We start from the raw sequence: 18,696 nt of genomic DNA on the forward strand, positions 1-18,696 counted from the left end.
CAGAAAAAACCCGGCGATTTATGTCGCCGGGTTTCGAAATTAAGATCAGTTTTCAGGTCAATCCGCCGTCAACAACGGAGGTTTGTCACCCGGAATGCGTCGCTGATCCGGGCCCAGAATCTCAAGATCCAGTTCGCCCTTTTTGACCGAGACACGAACCACACCACCCTTAGCCAGCTTACCGAACAGCAGTTCTTCGGCCAGAGGCTTCTTGATGTGTTCCTGAATGACGCGGCCAAGCGGACGCGCACCCATCTTATCGTCATAGCCCTTGTCAGCCAGCCATTCAGCGGCTTTGGGCGTCAGATCGATGGTCACGCCGCGATCCAACAGCTGTGCTTCAAGCTGTAGGACGAACTTCTCGACCACTTGCAAGATGACCTCTTTCGGAAGCGGCGCGAAAGAGATCACTGCATCCAGACGGTTACGGAATTCCGGTGTAAACGTACGCTCGATCGCGGCGGTATCTTCGCCCTCGCGACGGTCGCGTCCGAAACCGATGGCCGCTTTGGCCTGTTCCTGTGCGCCCGCGTTCGAGGTCATGATCAGAACCACGTTCCGGAAGTTCACCGTGCGTCCATTGTGATCCGTCAGCTCACCGTGGTCCATAACCTGCAACAGGATGTTGAACACATCAGGGTGGGCTTTCTCGATCTCATCAAGCAGCAGCACACAATGTGGATGCTGGTCGACACCGTCAGTCAGCAGACCGCCCTGATCAAACCCAACATAACCCGGAGGTGCACCGATCAGGCGGCTGACTGCGTGTTTCTCCATGTATTCCGACATGTCGAAGCGCAGCAGTTCTACGCCCAGCGTGTCCGCCAGTTGTTTCGCAACTTCGGTTTTACCCACACCTGTTGGACCCGCGAACAGGTAGTTGCCGATGGGCTTTTCAGGCTCACGCAGACCCGCACGGGCCAGCTTGATTGCACTGGACAGCGCCACAATGGCATCATCCTGACCAAAGACTACACGTTTGAGCGAGGTTTCGAGGTCCTTCAGAACCTCGGCATCGTCCTTGGTGACATTCTTGGGTGGGATGCGGGCGATCTTGGCAACAACTGCCTCAATCTCTTTAACCCCGATGGTTTTGCGGCGTTTGCTTTCGGCTACCAGATGCTGCGCCGCGCCCGCCTCATCTATCACGTCGATGGCTTTGTCGGGCAGCTTGCGATCGTTGATATAACGTGCCGAAAGCTCGACGGCGGTTTTGATCGCGTCGGCGGTATACTTGATCTCGTGATGCTCTTCGAAATAGGGTTTCAGGCCGCGCAAAATCTTGACGCTGTCCTCGACCGAAGGTTCATTCACGTCGATCTTCTGGAACCGGCGGCTCAGTGCGCGGTCTTTTTCGAAATGCTGACGAAACTCCTTGTAAGTGGTCGAACCCATGGTGCGCAGTTTGCCGCCCTGAAGCGCGGGCTTCAGCAGGTTCGAGGCATCCATCGCCCCGCCCGAAGTAGCTCCGGCACCGATCACGGTATGAATCTCGTCAATAAACAGTACGGCGTCGGGATGATCCTCCAACTCGGTGACAACCGCTTTCAAGCGCTCTTCGAAGTCACCGCGATAGCGGGTTCCGGCCAGCAGCGCGCCCATGTCCAGCGAATAGATAGTGGTATTGGCTAGCACATCAGGCGCTTCTCCGGCCACGATTTTGTGGGCCAGACCTTCTGCGATGGCGGTTTTGCCAACGCCCGGATCACCCACCAGCAGCGGGTTGTTCTTGCGGCGGCGGCACAGCACCTGGATGCAGCGTTCCACCTCATCCGAGCGCCCGATGAGCGGATCGACGTCTCCAGCACGCGACTTCGCGTTCAGATCGACGCAGTATTTCCCCAGCGCGCTTTCTTTTTGTTCGGTTTCGCCGGATGTGGTCTGTGCGTCTTCTTCCACCTGATCCGCACCCGAAACCGAGCGGCTTTCGCCAAAAGCGGGATCCTTGGCCACGCCATGGGCGATGAAATTGACCGCGTCGTAACGGGTCATGTCCTGTTCTTGCAGGAAATAGGCGGCATTGCTTTCGCGTTCTGCGAAAATGGCAACCAGTACGTTGGCGCCGGTCACTTCGGTCCGGCCCGAGCTTTGTACATGAATCGCGGCGCGCTGAATTACGCGCTGGAACGCAGCCGTTGGAACAGCTTCTGACCCGTCGATATCCGTGACCAGATTCGAAAGATCCTCGTCAATGAATTCCACCAAGGTGCTGCGCAGCTCGTCCAGATCGACGCTACACGCTTTCATGACGCGCACCGCATCGGGTTCTTCCAGAAGCGCCAGCAGCAGATGCTCTAGCGTTGCAAATTCATGACGCCGTTCATTCGCAGCCGCCAAGGCCGCGTGGATGGCTTGTTCCAGTGTGCTCGAGAATGAAGGCACGCGGGTGCTCCTCTGTCTTGGGTCAGAAGGGGGCGGGCTTGCGGCCGGAACCCCAATCCAACCATGTCCTCATACTATTAGAGTTTGGTTGATCGGCGTCCGGCTTCAAGGGTTTTCTTTCACTTGACAGTCACATTTGTTGTGACCGTGACCGTGAAGAGGGTCAAATAGGCATCAGAACCGGTCTTTTCTACCCCGGATTTCCGCAAAAACGGCCTCGGGACGCGCGCCTGTCATGCCTAAATGGGCTTGAATCGCCGGGTCAGCAGCCCTCAGAAACGGATTTGTTGCCTTTTCCAGCGCCAGAATCGACGGGACAGTGGCTTCTCCGGCGGCACGCGCCCGTTCAATATCCGCGATGCGCGCCTTCAGGTCAGGGTTGTCCGGATCAACGGTAATGGCAAATTTAGCGTTGGATTGTGTATATTCATGTCCAGAGCAGACCAAAGTGTCATCGGGCAGGGCGGCCAGTTTACTTAAAGATGCCCGCATCTGGTCCGGTGTGCCCTCGAAAAGACGACCACAGCCCAGCGCCATGAGACTGTCGGCGGTAAATACCGCAGCACTTTGAGGCATGTAGTATGCGACATGCCCCACAGTGTGGCCGGATACATCCAGAACCTGAACTTGTTCCCCTCCGATTTCAAAGCTGTCGCCCTCGACCACCTGTAGATCCAGCGACGGCAAGCGATGGGCATCCGCCGCGGCTCCGACAACCTGTGCAGGGTGTTTTTCCAGAATGCCTGATAGCCCGTCGACGTGATCCCAGTGGTGATGGGTCAAAAGCACATGTGAAAGCGTCCATCCTTTATCATCCAGCGCCTGCAGAATCGGTGCAGCTTCGGGGGCGTCGATCAGCGCGGTCTGGCCGCTCGTGGCGTCGTGGGCCAGAAAGGCGTAATTGTCGCTCAGGCATGGGATTGTAACGATCTCAAGAGGCATGGCTTTTTGCCCTTTCATTGCTAGACTGCGCCCAGCTAAGCCGATTGACCGGATGTCCGCAATGCATCTTGATGTGCAGGATCTGAGGAACTTTTACTATCGAAGCACGTTGGGGCGTGCGGCGCAGGCGGCCATTCGCGGGCGTTTGATAGAGCTTTGGCCCGAGGCCAAGGGGCAGACAGTGGCCGGATTCGGCTTTGCTGTGCCGTTGTTGCGCCCGTACCTGGCAGATGCGCGCCGCGTCATCGGGCTGATGCCTGGCCCGCAGGGCGTCATGCCCTGGCCTGCGGGAATGCCCAATGTGTCTGTTCTGACCGAAGAAACGCTTTGGCCGATTGAAACCGGTCACGTGGACAAGCTTGTTGTGATGCATGGGCTGGAAACGTCAGAGAGGCTAAACCAGCTGTTGGATGAATGCTGGCGCGTTCTGGGGCCCGGCGGGCGGGCTGTATTTATTGTTCCCAACAGAGGCGGTCTGTGGTCACGGACGGACAAAACGCCATTTGGCTTTGGGCGACCCTATTCCGCCACACAGTTGGAAAACCAGCTCAAGGCGCATCACTTTCTGCCCGAAACGCATTGTTCGGCTCTGTATCGACCGCCCTCGTTTCGCCGTTTCTGGCTGAAATCCGGCGGCCTGATTGAAAAAACCGGGCAACGTATTCCGACCGTCATGGCTGGGGGTGTGCTGATGGTTGAGGTCAGCAAACACATTCGCCCGCCCAGCGGCAGCGTGACTAAAGATGCGGTTAAAAAACCGATCAAGGCGCTGGACGGTTTGTTGAAACCTGCGTGACAATCGCTGGCCTTCCGAAGCGATAAAATTGCGCGAAAAAAGTCACAGGAATCGCAAAAACCTGCATATTCGTAACATTTTTCAACTGAGCTGATGGGTTCAAACCGTCGCACTTGAGCTAAGTGCATGAAAATCAACACTTTGTGGATAATTCTGTTACCGCTATAGCGTATTGCTTGGTTGGAACACCTCTGCTACATCCCCGGTGATTTTGATCCCCGGCCTTCTGGACGGGGTTTCTTCACGCCCCCGGGGTAGCTGCCGCAACGCGAATTCGGGGCCCAAAATATCGGAAGGGTGGACGTGTCCGAACCAGCTTCGATTTCCACAGGCATCGCCGAGCGCTATGCCACCGCGATCTTCGAGATCGCAAAAGAGAACAAAGACCTCGCAGGTCTGGAAACCGGCATCAATGATCTGGCAGCAGCACTGGGCGACAGTGCCGAGTTGCACGACCTGATTGCCTCGCCGCTGGTTTCCCGCGCCGAACAGGAAGGTGCGATCACCGCGATTGCAGATAAGATGGGCCTGAACGCGATTCTGCGCAACACGTTGGGTCTGATGGCGCAGAAGCGCCGTTTGTTCGTCGTACCGCAGCTGGTGCAGGTTCTGCGCGACATGCTGGCAGACGAGCGTGGCGAAGTGACCGCAGATGTTGCCTCGGCCAAAGCGCTGACCAAGACGCAAATGGAAAAACTGTCCAAGACGCTGTCCGAGCGCGTGGGCAAGACCGTGACTATCAATGCGACCGTGGATGAAAGCCTCATCGGCGGTCTAGTCGTTAAAGTGGGCTCGAAGATGATCGACAGTTCGATCCGTTCGAAGCTGAACTCCCTACAGAATGCAATGAAAGAGGTCGGATAAATGGGAATCCAAGCTGCAGAGATTTCTGCAATCCTGAAGGACCAGATCAAGAATTTTGGTCAGGAAGCCGAAGTGGCCGAGATCGGCCGCGTGCTGAGCGTCGGTGACGGGATTGCCCGTGTATACGGCCTGGACAATGTGCAAGCCGGTGAGATGGTCGAATTTCCCGGTGGCATCATGGGTATGGCCCTGAACCTGGAAAGCGACAACGTTGGTGTCGTTATTTTCGGTTCCGACCGTGACATCAAAGAAGGTGACACTGTTAAGCGCACCAACTCGATCGTGGACGTTCCGATTGGTGACGAGCTGCTGGGCCGTGTCGTTGACGGTCTGGGCAACCCGCTGGACGGCAAAGGCCCGATCAATGCTTCCAAGCGTGGTGTTGCCGACGTCAAAGCGCCCGGCATCATCCCGCGTAAATCGGTGCACGAGCCGATGGCAACCGGCCTGAAATCGGTTGACGCGATGATCCCGATTGGCCGTGGCCAGCGGGAACTGATCATTGGTGACCGTCAGACCGGTAAAACCGCTGTGGCTCTGGACACCATCCTGAACCAGAAGGTTTACAACGACGCAGCAGGCGACGACGAGTCGAAGAAACTGTACTGTGTTTACGTCGCGGTTGGTCAAAAGCGTTCGACCGTTGCGCAGCTGGTGAAGAAACTGGAAGAGTCCGGCGCGATTGAATACTCGATCGTTGTGGCCGCGACCGCGTCCGACCCGGCACCGATGCAGTTCCTTGCACCTTACGCCGCGACCGCGATGGCTGAATACTTCCGTGACAACGGCCGCCACGCTCTGATCATCTATGATGACCTGTCGAAGCAGGCTGTGTCCTATCGTCAGATGTCCCTGTTGCTGCGTCGTCCGCCCGGACGTGAAGCTTACCCGGGTGACGTTTTCTACCTCCACTCGCGCCTGCTGGAACGTTCGGCGAAGCTGAACGAAGACTTTGGTGCAGGTTCGCTGACCGCTCTGCCGGTTATCGAAACTCAGGGTGGTGACGTTTCGGCGTTTATTCCGACCAACGTGATCTCGATCACTGACGGTCAGATCTTCCTGGAAACCGAACTGTTCTATCAGGGCATTCGTCCCGCTGTGAACACCGGTCTGTCGGTTTCGCGCGTGGGCTCGTCGGCCCAGACCAACGCGATGAAATCGGTTGCTGGCCCGGTTAAGCTGGAACTGGCTCAGTACCGTGAAATGGCGGCCTTTGCCCAGTTTGGTTCGGACCTCGACGCCGCAACTCAGCAGCTGCTGAACCGTGGTGCGCGTCTGACCGAGCTGATGAAACAGCCGCAGTACTCGCCGCTGACCAACGCGGAAATCGTCTGCGTCATCTTCGCAGGTACCAACGGTTACCTCGACAAGATCGAAGTCACGGATGTTGGCCGCTATGAAGCCGGTCTTCTGGCACATCTGCGTGGCAAACATGCGGACCTGCTGAAGTGGCTCACCGACGAAGATCCGAAGATCAAGGGTGACGCGTCCGACAAGATCAAGGCAGCGATCGACGAATACGCCGCAACCTTCGCTTGATAGGAGGTTCCGATGCCTAGTCTGAAGGACCTTAAAAACAGGATCGAGTCGGTCAAATCGACCCGCAAGATCACCAAGGCCATGCAGATGGTCGCGGCTGCAAAACTGCGCCGCGCCCAGGAATCTGCCGAAGCCTCGCGTCCCTATGCTGAACGGTTCAATGCCGTGATGGCGGGGCTGGCGGCGTCGGTCGGGGGCAGCGACAGCGCCCCCAAGCTGCTCCGTGGTACGGGCAGTGATGATGTCCATCTGCTGGTTGTGATGACAGCTGAACGCGGCCTGTGTGGCGGCTTCAACGCGAACATCGCCAAGCTTGCCCGCGCCAAAGCGGAAGAGCTGCGCGGCAAAGGCAAGACGGTCAAAGTTCTGACCGTCGGCAAAAAAGGCCGCGACGCGCTTAAGCGTGATTTGGGCGATCTGTTCGTCGGACATGTGGACCTGAGCGAGGTCAAGCGTCTGGGGTATTCCAACGCGCAGGACATCGCAAAGGACATCCTGTCTCGTTTCGACGGGGGTGAGTTCGACGTTGCCACGATCTTCTATTCGAAGTTCGTCAACGTTGTGACCCAGATCCCGACGGCACAGCAGGTCATCCCCGCCTCGTTCGAGGACGAAGCGGCAGGTGACGACAGCGGTGCCATCTTCGATTACGAGCCCAGCGAAGAGGCCATTTTGGCCGATCTGCTGCCCAAGGGGGTTGCGACCGCGATCTTCTCGGCTCTGCTCGAAAACGGAGCGTCTGAACAGGGTGCACGGATGTCCGCGATGGACAACGCGACACGTAACGCGGGTGAAATGATCGACAAGCTGACGATCCAGTTCAACCGCTCGCGTCAGGCCGTGATCACCAACGAGCTGATTGAAATTATTTCCGGCGCCGAAGCGCTGTAAGAAAACCGGAGACGAAACATGGCGAATGCAAAAGGCAAAGTCACACAGATCATCGGGGCCGTCGTTGACGTGCAGTTCGATGACGCGCTGCCTGAAATTCTGAACGCGCTGGAAACCACCAACAACGGCAAGCGCTTGGTGTTGGAAGTTGCTCAGCACCTGGGTGAAAACACCGTACGTACCATCGCGATGGACGCGACCGAAGGTCTGGTCCGTGGCGAGGAAGTAACCGACACAGGCGCGCCGATCTCGGTGCCGGTTGGTAACGCCACCCTGGGTCGAATCCTGAACGTTGTTGGCGAGCCGATCGACGAGAAGGGCCCGGTTGAAGCATCTGAGGCCCGCGCGATCCACCAGCCTGCACCGACCTTCGACGAACAGTCGACTGAATCGGAAGTTCTGGTTACCGGCATCAAGGTTGTTGACCTGCTGGCCCCTTACGCCAAAGGCGGTAAGATCGGCCTGTTCGGCGGTGCCGGCGTTGGTAAAACCGTTCTGATCATGGAACTGATCAACAACATCGCAAAAGTGCACTCGGGCTTCTCGGTGTTCGCGGGTGTTGGTGAACGGACCCGTGAAGGGAACGATCTGTACCATGAGATGATCGAATCGAACGTTATCAAGCCGGACAACCTGTCGGAAAGCCAAGTGGCCCTGGTTTACGGTCAGATGAACGAACCTCCGGGTGCGCGTGCGCGTGTTGCTCTGACCGGTCTGACCCTGGCCGAGCAGTTCCGTGACCAGTCCGGTACCGACGTTCTGTTCTTCGTCGACAACATCTTCCGCTTCACACAGGCGGGTTCCGAGGTTTCGGCTCTGCTGGGCCGTATTCCTTCGGCGGTGGGCTACCAGCCGACACTGGCCACCGACATGGGCGCCCTGCAGGAACGCATCACCTCGACCAAGTCGGGCTCGATCACCTCGGTGCAGGCGATCTACGTGCCTGCGGACGACCTTACCGACCCTGCGCCGGCAACCTCGTTTGCGCACCTGGACGCGACCACCGTTCTTAACCGTGCGATCTCGGAAAAGGGTATTTACCCTGCGGTTGACCCGCTCGACTCGACCTCACGTCTGCTCGACCCAGCTATCGTTGGTGAAGAGCACTACAAGGTTGCGACCGACGTTCAGCAGATCCTCCAGCGCTACAAGTCGCTGCAGGACATCATCGCCATCCTCGGCATGGACGAACTGTCGGAAGAGGACAAACTGACCGTGGCCCGTGCCCGTAAGATCGAACGCTTCCTGTCGCAGCCGTTCGACGTGGCCGAAGTCTTCACCGGTTCGCCTGGCGTTCAGGTTCCTCTGGATGTGACCATCGCGTCGTTCAAAGCGGTTGTCGCTGGCGAATACGATCACCTGCCCGAAGCAGCCTTCCTGATGGTTGGCGGTATCGAAGAAGTGATCGCCAAAGCCGAGAAGATGGCAGCAGAAGCCGCCTAAGGAGTATCCCTGATGGCAAACACGATGCAATTCGACCTCGTCAGCCCCGAGCGGAGCCTTGCTTCGCTCGCGGCCACCGCGGTCCAGATTCCCGGCGCGGACGGGGACATGACGGCGATGCCCGACCATGCCCCCACCATCACCACGTTGCGCCCCGGTCTGCTGAAGGTTGAGGCACCTGAAGGGTCCAGCGAATACCTGGTCACCGGCGGGTTTGCCCAGATCAACGGCGACAGCCTTTCGGTTCTGGCCGAAAAGGCCATTCCGGTGGCCGAAGTAACCCGCGCGCATCTGGACGAGCTGATCGAAGACGCTCGCGCCTCGCACGAGGCAGCAAAGGGTGGCGATGATCAGACCATTGTCGACGATGCCGCCAAGCTGCTGGCCGACATGGAAGCGCTTGGGACACATATGAGCCTATAACCGGCTTATCCGTGAAAAATTTGAACGGCCTCGCTTTTGCGGGGCCGTTTTTTTGTCGTGCTTTTGCCGAATTGCCACGATAACTTGCGAGAATTCAAGAATAATGATGACAAAATGAAAAAGTTCCTTACCCATCCCATTGGCATTGATCAGAGCGAAGATGTGCTGTTTTCGGAGTTTGCCGAAGGCGGTGAGATGTGGACAGGGCAGGGTCCCAGGGAACGTCGCACGCCCATTCAGTTCAAAGAACCGTTTCGGACCCCGCCAACTGTTCAGATCGGAATCTCGCTATGGGATGTAGATACGTCTTCGGCGCTGCGGGCCGAGGTGCAGGCTGAAAACATCACCACCGAAGGGTTCGAAGCGGTGTTTCGCACATGGTCCGACACTCGTATCGCTCGCATCCGAGCAAGCTGGACCGCGATAGGAGAGGTCGCGCACCCGGATGACTGGAATATCTCCTGATCCGGGTTCAGACCATCGCGCTTTAAGGAAGCGCAGGTGTCAGTTTCCCTGCGCTTCGATCATGTCCACCCGCGTGGCGTGGCGACCGCCTTCGAACTCGGCACTCAGAAACGCATCAACGATGTCCAGCGCCTGACCTTCGCCGACAACGCGCGCGCCGATTGACAGCATGTTGGCGTTGTTGTGCTGGCGGATCATTCGGGCCGAAAAGGCGTCTGAACAAACGCCACAGCGAATGCCTGGCACTTTGTTTGCGGCCATCATGATGCCCTGGCCGGTGCCGCAGAGGATGATGCCCAAACCGCAATCACCGGATGCAACAGCTTCGGCCGCGGCTTTGCCATGCTTGGGGTAGTGGGTGCTTTCCGGTGTATTCGGGCCGATATCGACTACGTCCCAGCCTTGTTGCGCGATGTGTTTCGCCACAGCCTGGCGCAAATCGATCGCCGCGTGGTCACTGGACAGAACAATACGTTTGTTTGCGGACATCGGAGGTCACTTTCCTCTTTCGCGGATCCAAGCTCATGCTAGCGAGGGGCAAGCAGAACGGATCAGTGTTTCAAAAAGCAAAAGGGCGGCTTGTTTGGCCGCCCCTGGGAACTCAATCCATCTGGTACATGGATTCGTAGATCGGCGTAAGTGTCTTGTCTTCGAATAGCGAAGACACGCTGGTGCCGTTCCAGATGTTCAGGATTGCCTGAGTAAAAATTGGCGCGGTTGGCACGATGCGAATGTTTTTGGCCTGCGCAATCTCTTTGGTGGGTTGGATCGTGTCGGTCAGAACAAGCGACTTCATCACCGAATTGGTGACACGTTCAACCGCCGGGCCACTCATGACACCATGCGTGATGTAGGAGTGAACCTCTTTCGCGCCGTTATCCAGCAGGACCTGCGCCGCCTTGCAGAGTGTGCCAGCGGTATCACACATGTCGTCCACGATCAGACAGATCTTGTCTTTTACGTCACCGATCACCGTCATTTCGGCCACTTCACCCGCTTTCTCGCGGCGCTTGTCGACGATCGACAGCGGGGCATTGATCCGCTTGGCCAGTTCGCGGGCGCGGGCCACGCCGCCGACGTCTGGCGAAACAACCATGATCTCGTCCATGTTGTTCTTGAACTGATGCTTCACATCCAGCGCAAAAATCGGCGAAGCATAGAGGTTGTCCACCGGGATATCAAAGAACCCCTGAATTTGTGCTGCGTGCAGGTCCATTGTCAGGACGCGTTCGATCCCAGCACCTGTCAGCATGTTGGCAACAAGCTTGGCGCTGATTGGTGTCCGGGCCTTGGTGCGACGATCCTGACGGGCATAGCCGAAATAAGGGATCACGGCTGTGATCCTTTGTGCGGAAGAGCGGCGCAACGCATCGGCAATGATCAGCAGTTCCATCAGGTTATCATTTGCCGGGTTCGACGTCGGCTGGACGATGAACATGTCCTCGCCCCGGACGTTTTCGAACACTTCGACAAAGATCTCGCCGTCATTGAACCGCTCGACCCGCGCATCGACCAGACCCTGGTCAACGCCGCGATACAAGCTCATGCGGCGAGCGATGGATTCGGCAAGCGGAAGATTGGCGTTCCCAGCGATGAGCTTGGGTTCGTGGAGTGTCGGCATCGGCTGAGGTCCCCGGGCAGCTTTGGCAATGTGACAGATTCGTGATGTTGACACCGCTTAGCACGGGTCTAACGTCCCGCAAAGGCAACGCAGCGGAGAAAGTGAACATGACCCAGATTGACTACTATTTTGCGACAATTTCGCCCTACACCTATCTGGCCGGAAACCGACTGGAAGAGGTTGCGGCGAAACATGATGCGACCATCAACTACAAACCACTGGACATCATGGCCTTGTTTGCGCGCACCGGGGGCACAGCACCAAAAGACCGCCATATCTCGCGCATCGAATACCGCGCGCAGGACTTGCTGCGTCAAGCCAAACGTCTGGGCGTGGAGTTCAACCTGAAACCCGCGCATTGGCCCACCAATATGGCCCCGTCTTCTTATGCAGTGATCGCTGCGGCCAAAGATGGTTCGGGGGATGTCGGCAAGCTGTGCCAACTGATCCTGCGCGCTTGCTGGGCCGAAGAAAAGGACGTGTCACAAGATGATGTGATACGTGAGTGTCTGGCAAATTCCGGGTTTGATCCTGACCTCGCCAATAGCGGTTTGCTGGTTGGGGCAGAGACATATGCCACCAATCTGGAAGAGGCCGTGGACCAGGGGGCCTTTGGTGCCCCATTTTACATCACACCGGACGGTCAGCGGTTCTGGGGTCAGGACAGTCTGGATGATCTGGACAACCATCTAGCCGAGATGAAGGGATGACAGCTTCGGCTGCCTCGGCGCATTCCGTCTTCGTTCGGCGGTTGGGAGAGGGCGCGCGAAAAACGCTCGCCCTCCATTGCACCATTGCGCATTCCGGCGTGTGGTCGGGATTGGCCAAGGCGATGGACGGGAATGCCTCTCTGGTCGCGCCGGATATGTTGTCACACGGGCGTAGCCCGGATTGGGACGGGCAGGGGGACTTCTTTGATCACGTCACCAATAACGCTGCGGCTGAACTGGCGGGGCAGATGGACGTCGTTGGCCATTCCTTTGGGGCGATTATTGCACTGAGACTGGCCTTGGAACATCCCGAGCGCGTGCGCAGTCTGATTCTGATTGAACCCGTCTTTTTTGCCATAGCACACCGGGACGCGCCGGATTTGTTCGATCAGCATGAGAAAGATATTGAGCCGATAAACAGCGCCTTTAATGCGGGCGAAAACGCTCTGGCCGCGCGACTGTTCAACCGGATGTGGAGCACTGGCATCAGCCCGAAATGGCCTGACTTGCCCGAACGGACGCGCGCTAATATGGTGCGTGGGATACATGCAGTTCCAGCCGTGCATTCGGTGCTTTATGAAGATCAAGCCGGGTTACTCAGGGCCGAGATGCTGGAACGTGCCGCTATGCCGACCCTGATCCTAAGCGGATCAGAAACCCATCCTGTAATCCCCGCGATCTGCGCCGGTTTGGTTCACCGCTTGCCCCACGCGCGCCATGCGGTGGTTCAGGGCGCGGGGCACATGCTGCCCATTTCGCACCCTCAAGACACAGCGGCTCTGCTGAAGGCGTTCTGGAAGCCGATCCCTATAGCAAGTTGAGAAACTGATCGATCTGGGACGTTCCAATAGACCAGTCGCACACTAAGCGGCATGCCAGGCTTTCACCATCATCCGCGCCGTCCAGTTCATCCCCCCAGAGGTGATAGACGGCACCGGCGTCATGCAGTTGCTTGTGCTTGGCACGCGAGAAAGAAGCAAAAACCATGTTGGCCTGCGGTTCATGCAGGAATGTCGCCCCCTTGGCGCGCAATCCGTCGGCCAAGTGCGCACAGTTGGCGTTGGCCTTCCGGGCCAGTTTCAGCCAAAGGTCATCTTCGAGATACGCGGCCATCTGTGCGGACAGATAGCGGTGTTTAGAGAACAGATGCGCCCCGCGTTTGCGGCGGAGCTCAAATTCCCACGCTTTGCTCTCGTCAAAAAACACCACCGCTTCGACGCCCATCAACCCGTTCTTGGTGCCGCCAAAGCTGACGGCATCCACGCCTGCTTTCCACGTCATTTCAGCTGGCGAGCAATTCAGCGAAACCAACGCATTGGTAAAGCGCGCACCGTCCAGATGCACAGGCAGGTTGTATTCCTTCGCGACACTGCACAGCGCCTGCAATTCTTCCAAGGAGTATACCGATCCGCGTTCGGTAACTTGAGTGATCGACACTGGCCCGCGTTGCGGTCCATGCACGCCTCGTGTTTCTTCACCCAGGATCGAACCGCGCAATGCTTCAGGCGTCATCTTGTCACCGCCAGGCACAAGGGTCAGCTTGGCGCCGCTGTAAAATTCAGGCGCGTTGCACTCATCCTCGTGGATATGGGCAACCGGAGAGCAAAAGACCGTTTCCCATGGGTTGGACAGTGTCGCAAGAGCCAGAGAGTTCGCCGCTGTCCCGGTTGCCACAAGATACACGGCAGCCCCCGGAGCCTCGAAAATGCTGCGAATGCGGTCTCGCACCTCGTTCATCAGCGCGTCAGCACCATAAGCCATCTGATAGCCTTGGTTGGCCTCGGCCAGTTTGGCCATGACCTGAGGGTGAACCGGCCCGGAATTGTCAGAGGCAAAATACATCAGCTTGGCTCCTCGATAATGTAGTCTTCCCACTCTTCCATGGGGGTTTCGAACTCAGACACCGTGCGCCCCTGAACCGAGACGCCCGCCGCATGAACGCTGTCAGGCGTACCTGATATCAGAGGATGCCAATCGTAAAGAGGCTTACCCTCCCAAAGCAGTCGATAGGCACAGGTTTGCGGCAACCAATAGGCGTGTTCATCTATGTTGTCGGGTGTCATGACAATGCATTCAGGCACAAACTGGTGCCGGATATCGTATTGCGTACAGCGGCAGCTTTCATCGTCCAGCAGTCGGCAGGCGACACATGTCAGTGCGACCTCGCCCGAGTCTTCGTCTTCCAGCTTGTTCAGGCAGCACTTGCCGCAGCCGTCACATAACGCTTCCCATTCGCGCTGGTTCATCTTGCGCAGGGGTTTGCGTTCCCAGAACCGGGCGGGTAGGCCGGTGCGTTCGATCGGATCCGTGCTCATAAGGCGGCCAGAATGCCACGGGCTTTTTCGCAATCTGCATCCATCTGGGCAATCAGCCCGTCCAATCCGTCGAATGTCAGTTCAGGACGCAGGAAATCGATCAGGCCCACTGACAGGGTTGCCCCGTAAAGGTCACCCGAAAAGTCGAAAAGGAAAGTTTCGATATTGGGCACTTCACCTTGGAACATTGGCCGCACTCCAATCGAAGCTGCACCCTGATAGCTGCTCTGATGCGGGCCATCCAACACGTCCACCAACACGGCGTAGACACCAAATTTGGGAAGGTGCAGCCCTTCGATGGACATATTCGCAGTTGGAAACCCCAGTTCGCGCCCGCGCTGCTCGCCCCCGATCACCTTTCCTTCAATCCTGTGCCAATGACCCAGCATTGCGGCGGCGTCCCGTGGGCGACCTTCGGTCAGGGCGGTTCGGATGGCGGTTGACGAGACCACATTTGCAGACCGCTCCATCAAGGGGGCAATGGTTACGCCAAATCCCATCTCTTTACCAAACCGGACCAGGTCGTCAGCCGTACCGCTGCGGCCCTTTCCAAAGCAAAAATCAGCGCCCACCACAATATGAGACAGGCCCAGCCCGTCACATATCACGTTGCGCGCAAATTCTTCCGGGGACAGCCCAGCCAGTGCTGCGTTGAACGGCAGTTCATAAAGTTTTTCCACGCCCAGTTTTTCCAGCCGGTGCGCCCGTGCGTTGCCGCGCATCAGACGGAATGGTGGCGAGTCCGGTGCAAAATATTCACGCGGATGCGGCTCGAAGGTCATGACACCCAGAGGCGCGTCAGGGGCCGCCTTGCGGGCCAGTTCGATGACCGACTGATGCCCCACATGGACGCCATCAAAATTGCCGATCGCCACGCTGGCGCCGCGATCTTCTGGCTCGACAAACTGGAAATCCCGGATGATGTGCATAGGCGATTGCGTAGCGTTGCGTCGCGATTTGTTCAAGCGGCAGTTTGAATTCTGCGAACCCGCCCCTCCGAAACTACCTGAATCCCGAAACGCGGCTCCTATGACACGCAAAATTATCTACTGCCCCATATGCTGCGGATGCTCAACTGCTTGATTTAAAAAAAATCCAGAGTGTAGACTGGACCTCCGGCTTTCAGTACGTGCTGCGACCCGGAAAAGCCGGGCCTGGTGCATTTAAGCCCAGCACAGGAGGCAGACCCATGTATCGATTGCGCCTGTTCGCGATTCGTCACGCCCGTTCGTTCGAGTGGATCTACAAGTGCGTCGAACGTGGAATGGTTGCGATGGATCCGCTTTTTGCAAAGATCGGGTATAACCGTGTTGAACGCCCCATTGCTCTGGTCGAAAAGGGTGTCAAAACCCTGTTGTTCGACTGCAAGATGTGCGGGCAGTGCGTGCTATCATCGACCGGCATGTCCTGCCCTATGAACTGCCCAAAGCAATTGCGCAACGGTCCCTGTGGCGGCGTACGCCCCGGCGAGTTCTGCGAAGTGAAGCCTGACATGACATGCGTTTGGGCTTTGGCCTGGGATGGTGCCAGCCGCATGCGGCGTGGGGGAGAAAAGATAAAGGAAGTTCTGCCGCCAGTGGAGCACACGTTGAAAGGCTCGTCATCTTGGTTGCGGGTCAGCCGTGAGATTGCCACGCAAGAACGCGAGGCGCGTGATGCGGCGCGTGTAACCCTAGCAGAAGCCTTTCCAGAAGCGCGCGAGAATGAGCCCTCCTCGGCACCTTTGGCCACCGAGCCCCCCAATGCAATGAACCGGGATCTTAAGAAATGAACGATGCCCATCACGGTGAGGTCGAGCCGATCGGCTATGTTCCCGTCCCCGAAGGGTACGTGTCGCACAGCCGGTTAGAGAGGGTTTTGCGTTCGGGCCGTTTTGCCGTAACGGCTGAATTGAATCCGCCAGATAGCGCCGACCCTGAGGATGTGTTTCAAGCGGCTCAGCCTTTGGGTGAGGTCGCGGATGCAATCAACGCAACCGATGCTTCGGGTGCGAATTGCCATATGTCTTCGATTGGGATTTGCGCGTTGTTGACACGCGCTGGCTATTCGCCAGTGTATCAGATTTCTTGCCGAGACCGGAACCGCATTGCCATTCAGGGTGATGTTCTGGGGGCCGCGGCGCTGGGTGTGAGCAATGTCCTATGCTTAACGGGTGACGGCGTTGGCGTTGGGGATCAGCCGGGGGCGAAACCGGTGTTCGACTTTGATTCCCTGACATTGCTGCGAACGATTCGAACGATGCGCGATCAGGGAAAATTCCTCTCGGGCCGAAGAATTACGCGTCCACCCCAGTTGTTCCTGGGGGCTGCAGAAAACCCCTGCATACCGCCCTATGAGTGGCGTCCGGATCGTCTGGCTAAAAAGGTCGAAGCTGGTGCTGAGTACATTCAGACCAATTATATCTACGACATCCCGTTGTTTGAGAAGTTCATGGCACGGGTGCGGGATGCCGGTTTGGACAAGAGAGTTTTTATTATTGCTGGTGTTGGCCCCATTGCCTCGGCTCGTGCTGCACGTTGGATGCGCAGTAATGTGCCCGGGATTCATATCCCTGATCAGGTTATTGATCGAATGGAGAAGGCCGAAAAGCCGGCCGAAGAAGGCAAGAAGATCTGTATCGAATTGATCCAGCAAATTCGTGACATCGCCGGGGTCTCTGGGGTCCATGTGATGGCTTACAGGCGTGAGTACGTAGTGTCAGAGATCATTCTGGAATCTGGTGCCTTGAAAGGGCGCAGGCGTGCGCGTTCGTCCTGAGGGTGCACTCAGAATGCATGAATTGGGACGTAAAAAAGCAAAAAGGCACCCGTCGGGTGCCTTTCCTGACATAGGTTGGTTTGCCGATCAGTCGAACTTGCGCGATGGAGCCAAAACCATGGCCTCTCCGATCAGGACTTTCTTGCCGTCGACCGAGCAATGGCAATCCAGTTTGACCCGGCGCTTGGAAAAATCGATGTCGATCACCTTCACTTCGGCATAAACCATGTCGCCGGGGCGCACGGGTGCCAGAAATTTGAGCGACTGCCCCATGTAGACAGTGCCGTGACCGGGAAGCTGTTCGCCAATCACTGCCGAGATCAGACCCGCCGTCAGCATCCCGTGTGCGATACGGCCTTCAAAGATGGTATCGCGGGCATAATCGTCGTCCAGATGCACAGGATTTCGGTCAGTCGAAACCTGCGCGAACATCTCGATGTCTTCATCCGTCACCACTTTGCGCAGGTGGCGGGACATACCCATTTCGATGTCTTCGATACAGATCGTTCCGCGTGGAAGATTATCCAACATGTTGCCCTCACTCGAGATCGGCCGTGAAAGAAAAAACCATCTTTAGGCCAAGGTTGGCAACTTTATTACTTCGCAGATGCAGAAAATCAAGTCTTTTCTTACTACCGCAAGCGACCAATTGTGTAGGTCGGATTTATTTTTTCCCTTTTGATATAATCGTTTAAGGATTCGTGATGCGGGTGGTGCGACGTTTTTGTTTCGGCTGCGGCCAGACCGCCTGAGATAAACAGAGAATCAATGCCCTCTCCCATGCCGCCCAGAATATCCGTATGGGGTCCGTCGCCGATCACCAGAATGTCGCCGTCAGGGACATCATGACCCAGTTCTTGCAGCCTGCGACGGGCCAGATCATAGATCGGTGGATGCGGTTTGCCGAAATACAGACTCTCGCCACCCATTTCGGTATACAGCTTCGCCAAAGCACCGGCACACCACTCGCGCACTTCCCCTCTGTCCACAACAATGTCAGGGTTTGCACAGAGCAGTTTCATACCCATCTGCTTGGCGTAAAGAAAATCGGGCCGGTTCACATCAGGATCAGCCATCGGATCGAATGGCCCACAGCAAACAATGCCTTCGGCCTCCTTCAGCGACACGCGTTCGATGTGGATCGGGTGATCCAGCAGCTTTAGAGGTTCGAAAAAGCCTGCATCGCGCTGCCATTCACCCATGAAATACACCTTTTGCCCAACGGCTCCCCGGAACATCGCCGACCGCGCGGAATCCCCGCTGGTCGCAATGGTGTCATAGGCGTCTGAGGGCACGTTGAACTGACCCAATTGCTCTGCCACGCCTGCTCGGGGTTTCGGAGAGTTCGTGACCAGCACAACAACCCCGCCATTTGCGCGATAAGTCTGCAATGCCGCAACAGCTTCGGGATAAGCGGTGATACCGTTGTGAACACAGCCCCAAAGGTCGACAAACAGCGCCTTATAGCGGTCAGAGATCTCGGCAAGCGAGGAAACGATCTGGGTCATGGGGGCCTCTATGAATATGTTCGCGGTTGCGACAGCTATG

The 18,696-nt window shown here is 57.1% G+C and carries 20 protein-coding genes; 11 read left to right on the plus strand and 9 right to left on the minus strand.

Features of this window, described 5'->3' with window-relative positions; all coding sequences use genetic code 11:
- Nucleotides 1-57: 57 nt before the first annotated feature.
- Nucleotides 58-2,382, minus strand: a complete 2,325-nt coding sequence (gene clpA / locus I9187_RS19150) for an ATP-dependent Clp protease ATP-binding subunit ClpA (protein ID WP_171181346.1) — start codon at nt 2,380-2,382, stop codon at nt 58-60.
- Nucleotides 2,383-2,556: 174 nt separating this feature from the next.
- Nucleotides 2,557-3,342: a hydroxyacylglutathione hydrolase gene (gene gloB, locus I9187_RS19155; RefSeq protein WP_245223305.1), complete on the minus strand. Its 786-nt coding sequence runs from the start codon at nt 3,340-3,342 to the stop codon at nt 2,557-2,559.
- A gap of 43 nt (nt 3,343-3,385) precedes the next feature.
- Between gloB and I9187_RS19160 the strand changes: the two genes are divergently transcribed.
- The 7 genes from I9187_RS19160 (at nt 3,386) to I9187_RS19190 (ending at nt 9,745) form a co-directional block, all read left to right on the plus strand.
- Nucleotides 3,386-4,120, plus strand: a complete 735-nt coding sequence (locus tag I9187_RS19160; protein ID WP_209940297.1) for a class I SAM-dependent methyltransferase — start codon at nt 3,386-3,388, stop codon at nt 4,118-4,120.
- Nucleotides 4,121-4,423: 303 nt separating this feature from the next.
- Nucleotides 4,424-4,984, plus strand: a complete 561-nt coding sequence (locus I9187_RS19165) for a F0F1 ATP synthase subunit delta (protein WP_171181350.1) — start codon at nt 4,424-4,426, stop codon at nt 4,982-4,984.
- Nucleotides 4,985-6,523: a F0F1 ATP synthase subunit alpha gene (gene atpA, locus I9187_RS19170; RefSeq protein WP_171181352.1), complete on the plus strand. Its 1,539-nt coding sequence runs from the start codon at nt 4,985-4,987 to the stop codon at nt 6,521-6,523.
- Nucleotides 6,524-6,535: 12 nt separating this feature from the next.
- Nucleotides 6,536-7,414 carry a F0F1 ATP synthase subunit gamma gene (locus I9187_RS19175; RefSeq protein ID WP_171181354.1) on the plus strand — a complete coding sequence of 293 codons (879 nt, stop codon included), beginning with the start codon at nt 6,536-6,538 and terminating at the stop codon, nt 7,412-7,414.
- Between the two features lie 18 nt (nt 7,415-7,432).
- A complete protein-coding gene (atpD, locus tag I9187_RS19180) occupies nt 7,433-8,857 on the plus strand; it encodes a F0F1 ATP synthase subunit beta (RefSeq protein WP_171181356.1) in 1,425 nt (474 codons plus the stop codon).
- A 12-nt stretch (nt 8,858-8,869) separates the two neighbouring features.
- On the plus strand, nt 8,870-9,280 hold the full coding sequence (locus I9187_RS19185) for a F0F1 ATP synthase subunit epsilon (RefSeq protein WP_171181359.1): 411 nt from the start codon (nt 8,870-8,872) through the stop codon (nt 9,278-9,280).
- Between the two features lie 114 nt (nt 9,281-9,394).
- Nucleotides 9,395-9,745: an H-type lectin domain-containing protein gene (locus I9187_RS19190; RefSeq protein ID WP_171181361.1), complete on the plus strand. Its 351-nt coding sequence runs from the start codon at nt 9,395-9,397 to the stop codon at nt 9,743-9,745.
- Between the two features lie 39 nt (nt 9,746-9,784).
- Here I9187_RS19190 and rpiB read toward each other — a convergent pair whose 3' ends face one another.
- Entirely contained in the window at nt 9,785-10,234 is a 450-nt protein-coding gene (rpiB, locus tag I9187_RS19195) for a ribose 5-phosphate isomerase B (protein ID WP_171181363.1), read from the minus strand.
- Between the two features lie 112 nt (nt 10,235-10,346).
- The gene (locus tag I9187_RS19200; protein WP_171181365.1) at nt 10,347-11,366 is read right to left on the minus strand and encodes a ribose-phosphate pyrophosphokinase; all 1,020 of its coding nucleotides are present in this window, start codon (nt 11,364-11,366) and stop codon (nt 10,347-10,349) included.
- A gap of 107 nt (nt 11,367-11,473) precedes the next feature.
- Between I9187_RS19200 and I9187_RS19205 the strand changes: the two genes are divergently transcribed.
- On the plus strand, nt 11,474-12,076 hold the full coding sequence (locus I9187_RS19205; protein WP_171181367.1) for a 2-hydroxychromene-2-carboxylate isomerase: 603 nt from the start codon (nt 11,474-11,476) through the stop codon (nt 12,074-12,076).
- A complete protein-coding gene (locus I9187_RS19210) occupies nt 12,073-12,897 on the plus strand; it encodes an alpha/beta fold hydrolase (protein WP_171181369.1) in 825 nt (274 codons plus the stop codon). The genes I9187_RS19205 and I9187_RS19210 overlap by 4 nt, the downstream gene beginning before the upstream one ends.
- On the opposite strand, the gene I9187_RS19215 is transcribed toward I9187_RS19210, so the two are convergent.
- The 3 genes from I9187_RS19215 to I9187_RS19225 are packed head-to-tail and all read right to left on the minus strand — an operon-like array spanning nt 12,884 to nt 15,320.
- The gene (locus I9187_RS19215) at nt 12,884-13,918 is read right to left on the minus strand and encodes a low specificity L-threonine aldolase (protein ID WP_171181371.1); all 1,035 of its coding nucleotides are present in this window, start codon (nt 13,916-13,918) and stop codon (nt 12,884-12,886) included. The two genes, I9187_RS19210 and I9187_RS19215, sit on opposite strands and share 14 nt — an antisense overlap.
- Nucleotides 13,918-14,391, minus strand: a complete 474-nt coding sequence (locus I9187_RS19220; RefSeq protein ID WP_171235988.1) for a YcgN family cysteine cluster protein — start codon at nt 14,389-14,391, stop codon at nt 13,918-13,920. The genes I9187_RS19215 and I9187_RS19220 overlap by 1 nt, the downstream gene beginning before the upstream one ends.
- Nucleotides 14,388-15,320: a bifunctional riboflavin kinase/FAD synthetase gene (locus I9187_RS19225; RefSeq protein WP_171728076.1), complete on the minus strand. Its 933-nt coding sequence runs from the start codon at nt 15,318-15,320 to the stop codon at nt 14,388-14,390. Before I9187_RS19225 ends, I9187_RS19220 begins: the two co-directional genes overlap by 4 nt.
- A gap of 260 nt (nt 15,321-15,580) precedes the next feature.
- Between I9187_RS19225 and I9187_RS19230 the strand changes: the two genes are divergently transcribed.
- On the plus strand, nt 15,581-16,162 hold the full coding sequence (locus I9187_RS19230) for a methylenetetrahydrofolate reductase C-terminal domain-containing protein (protein ID WP_171728077.1): 582 nt from the start codon (nt 15,581-15,583) through the stop codon (nt 16,160-16,162).
- Entirely contained in the window at nt 16,159-17,148 is a 990-nt protein-coding gene (locus I9187_RS19235) for a methylenetetrahydrofolate reductase (protein ID WP_171728078.1), read from the plus strand. Before I9187_RS19230 ends, I9187_RS19235 begins: the two co-directional genes overlap by 4 nt.
- Before the next feature lie 87 nt (nt 17,149-17,235).
- Here the strand turns inward: I9187_RS19235 and I9187_RS19240 are convergent, their stop codons facing one another.
- Entirely contained in the window at nt 17,236-17,679 is a 444-nt protein-coding gene (locus tag I9187_RS19240; protein WP_171181379.1) for a MaoC family dehydratase, read from the minus strand.
- A 101-nt stretch (nt 17,680-17,780) separates the two neighbouring features.
- A complete protein-coding gene (locus I9187_RS19245; RefSeq protein ID WP_171181381.1) occupies nt 17,781-18,656 on the minus strand; it encodes a TIGR01459 family HAD-type hydrolase in 876 nt (291 codons plus the stop codon).
- Nucleotides 18,657-18,696 lie beyond the last annotated feature (40 nt).

This window comes from Ruegeria sp. HKCCE4148 (assembly GCF_017872495.1).
Classification (GTDB): domain Bacteria; phylum Pseudomonadota; class Alphaproteobacteria; order Rhodobacterales; family Rhodobacteraceae; genus Ruegeria.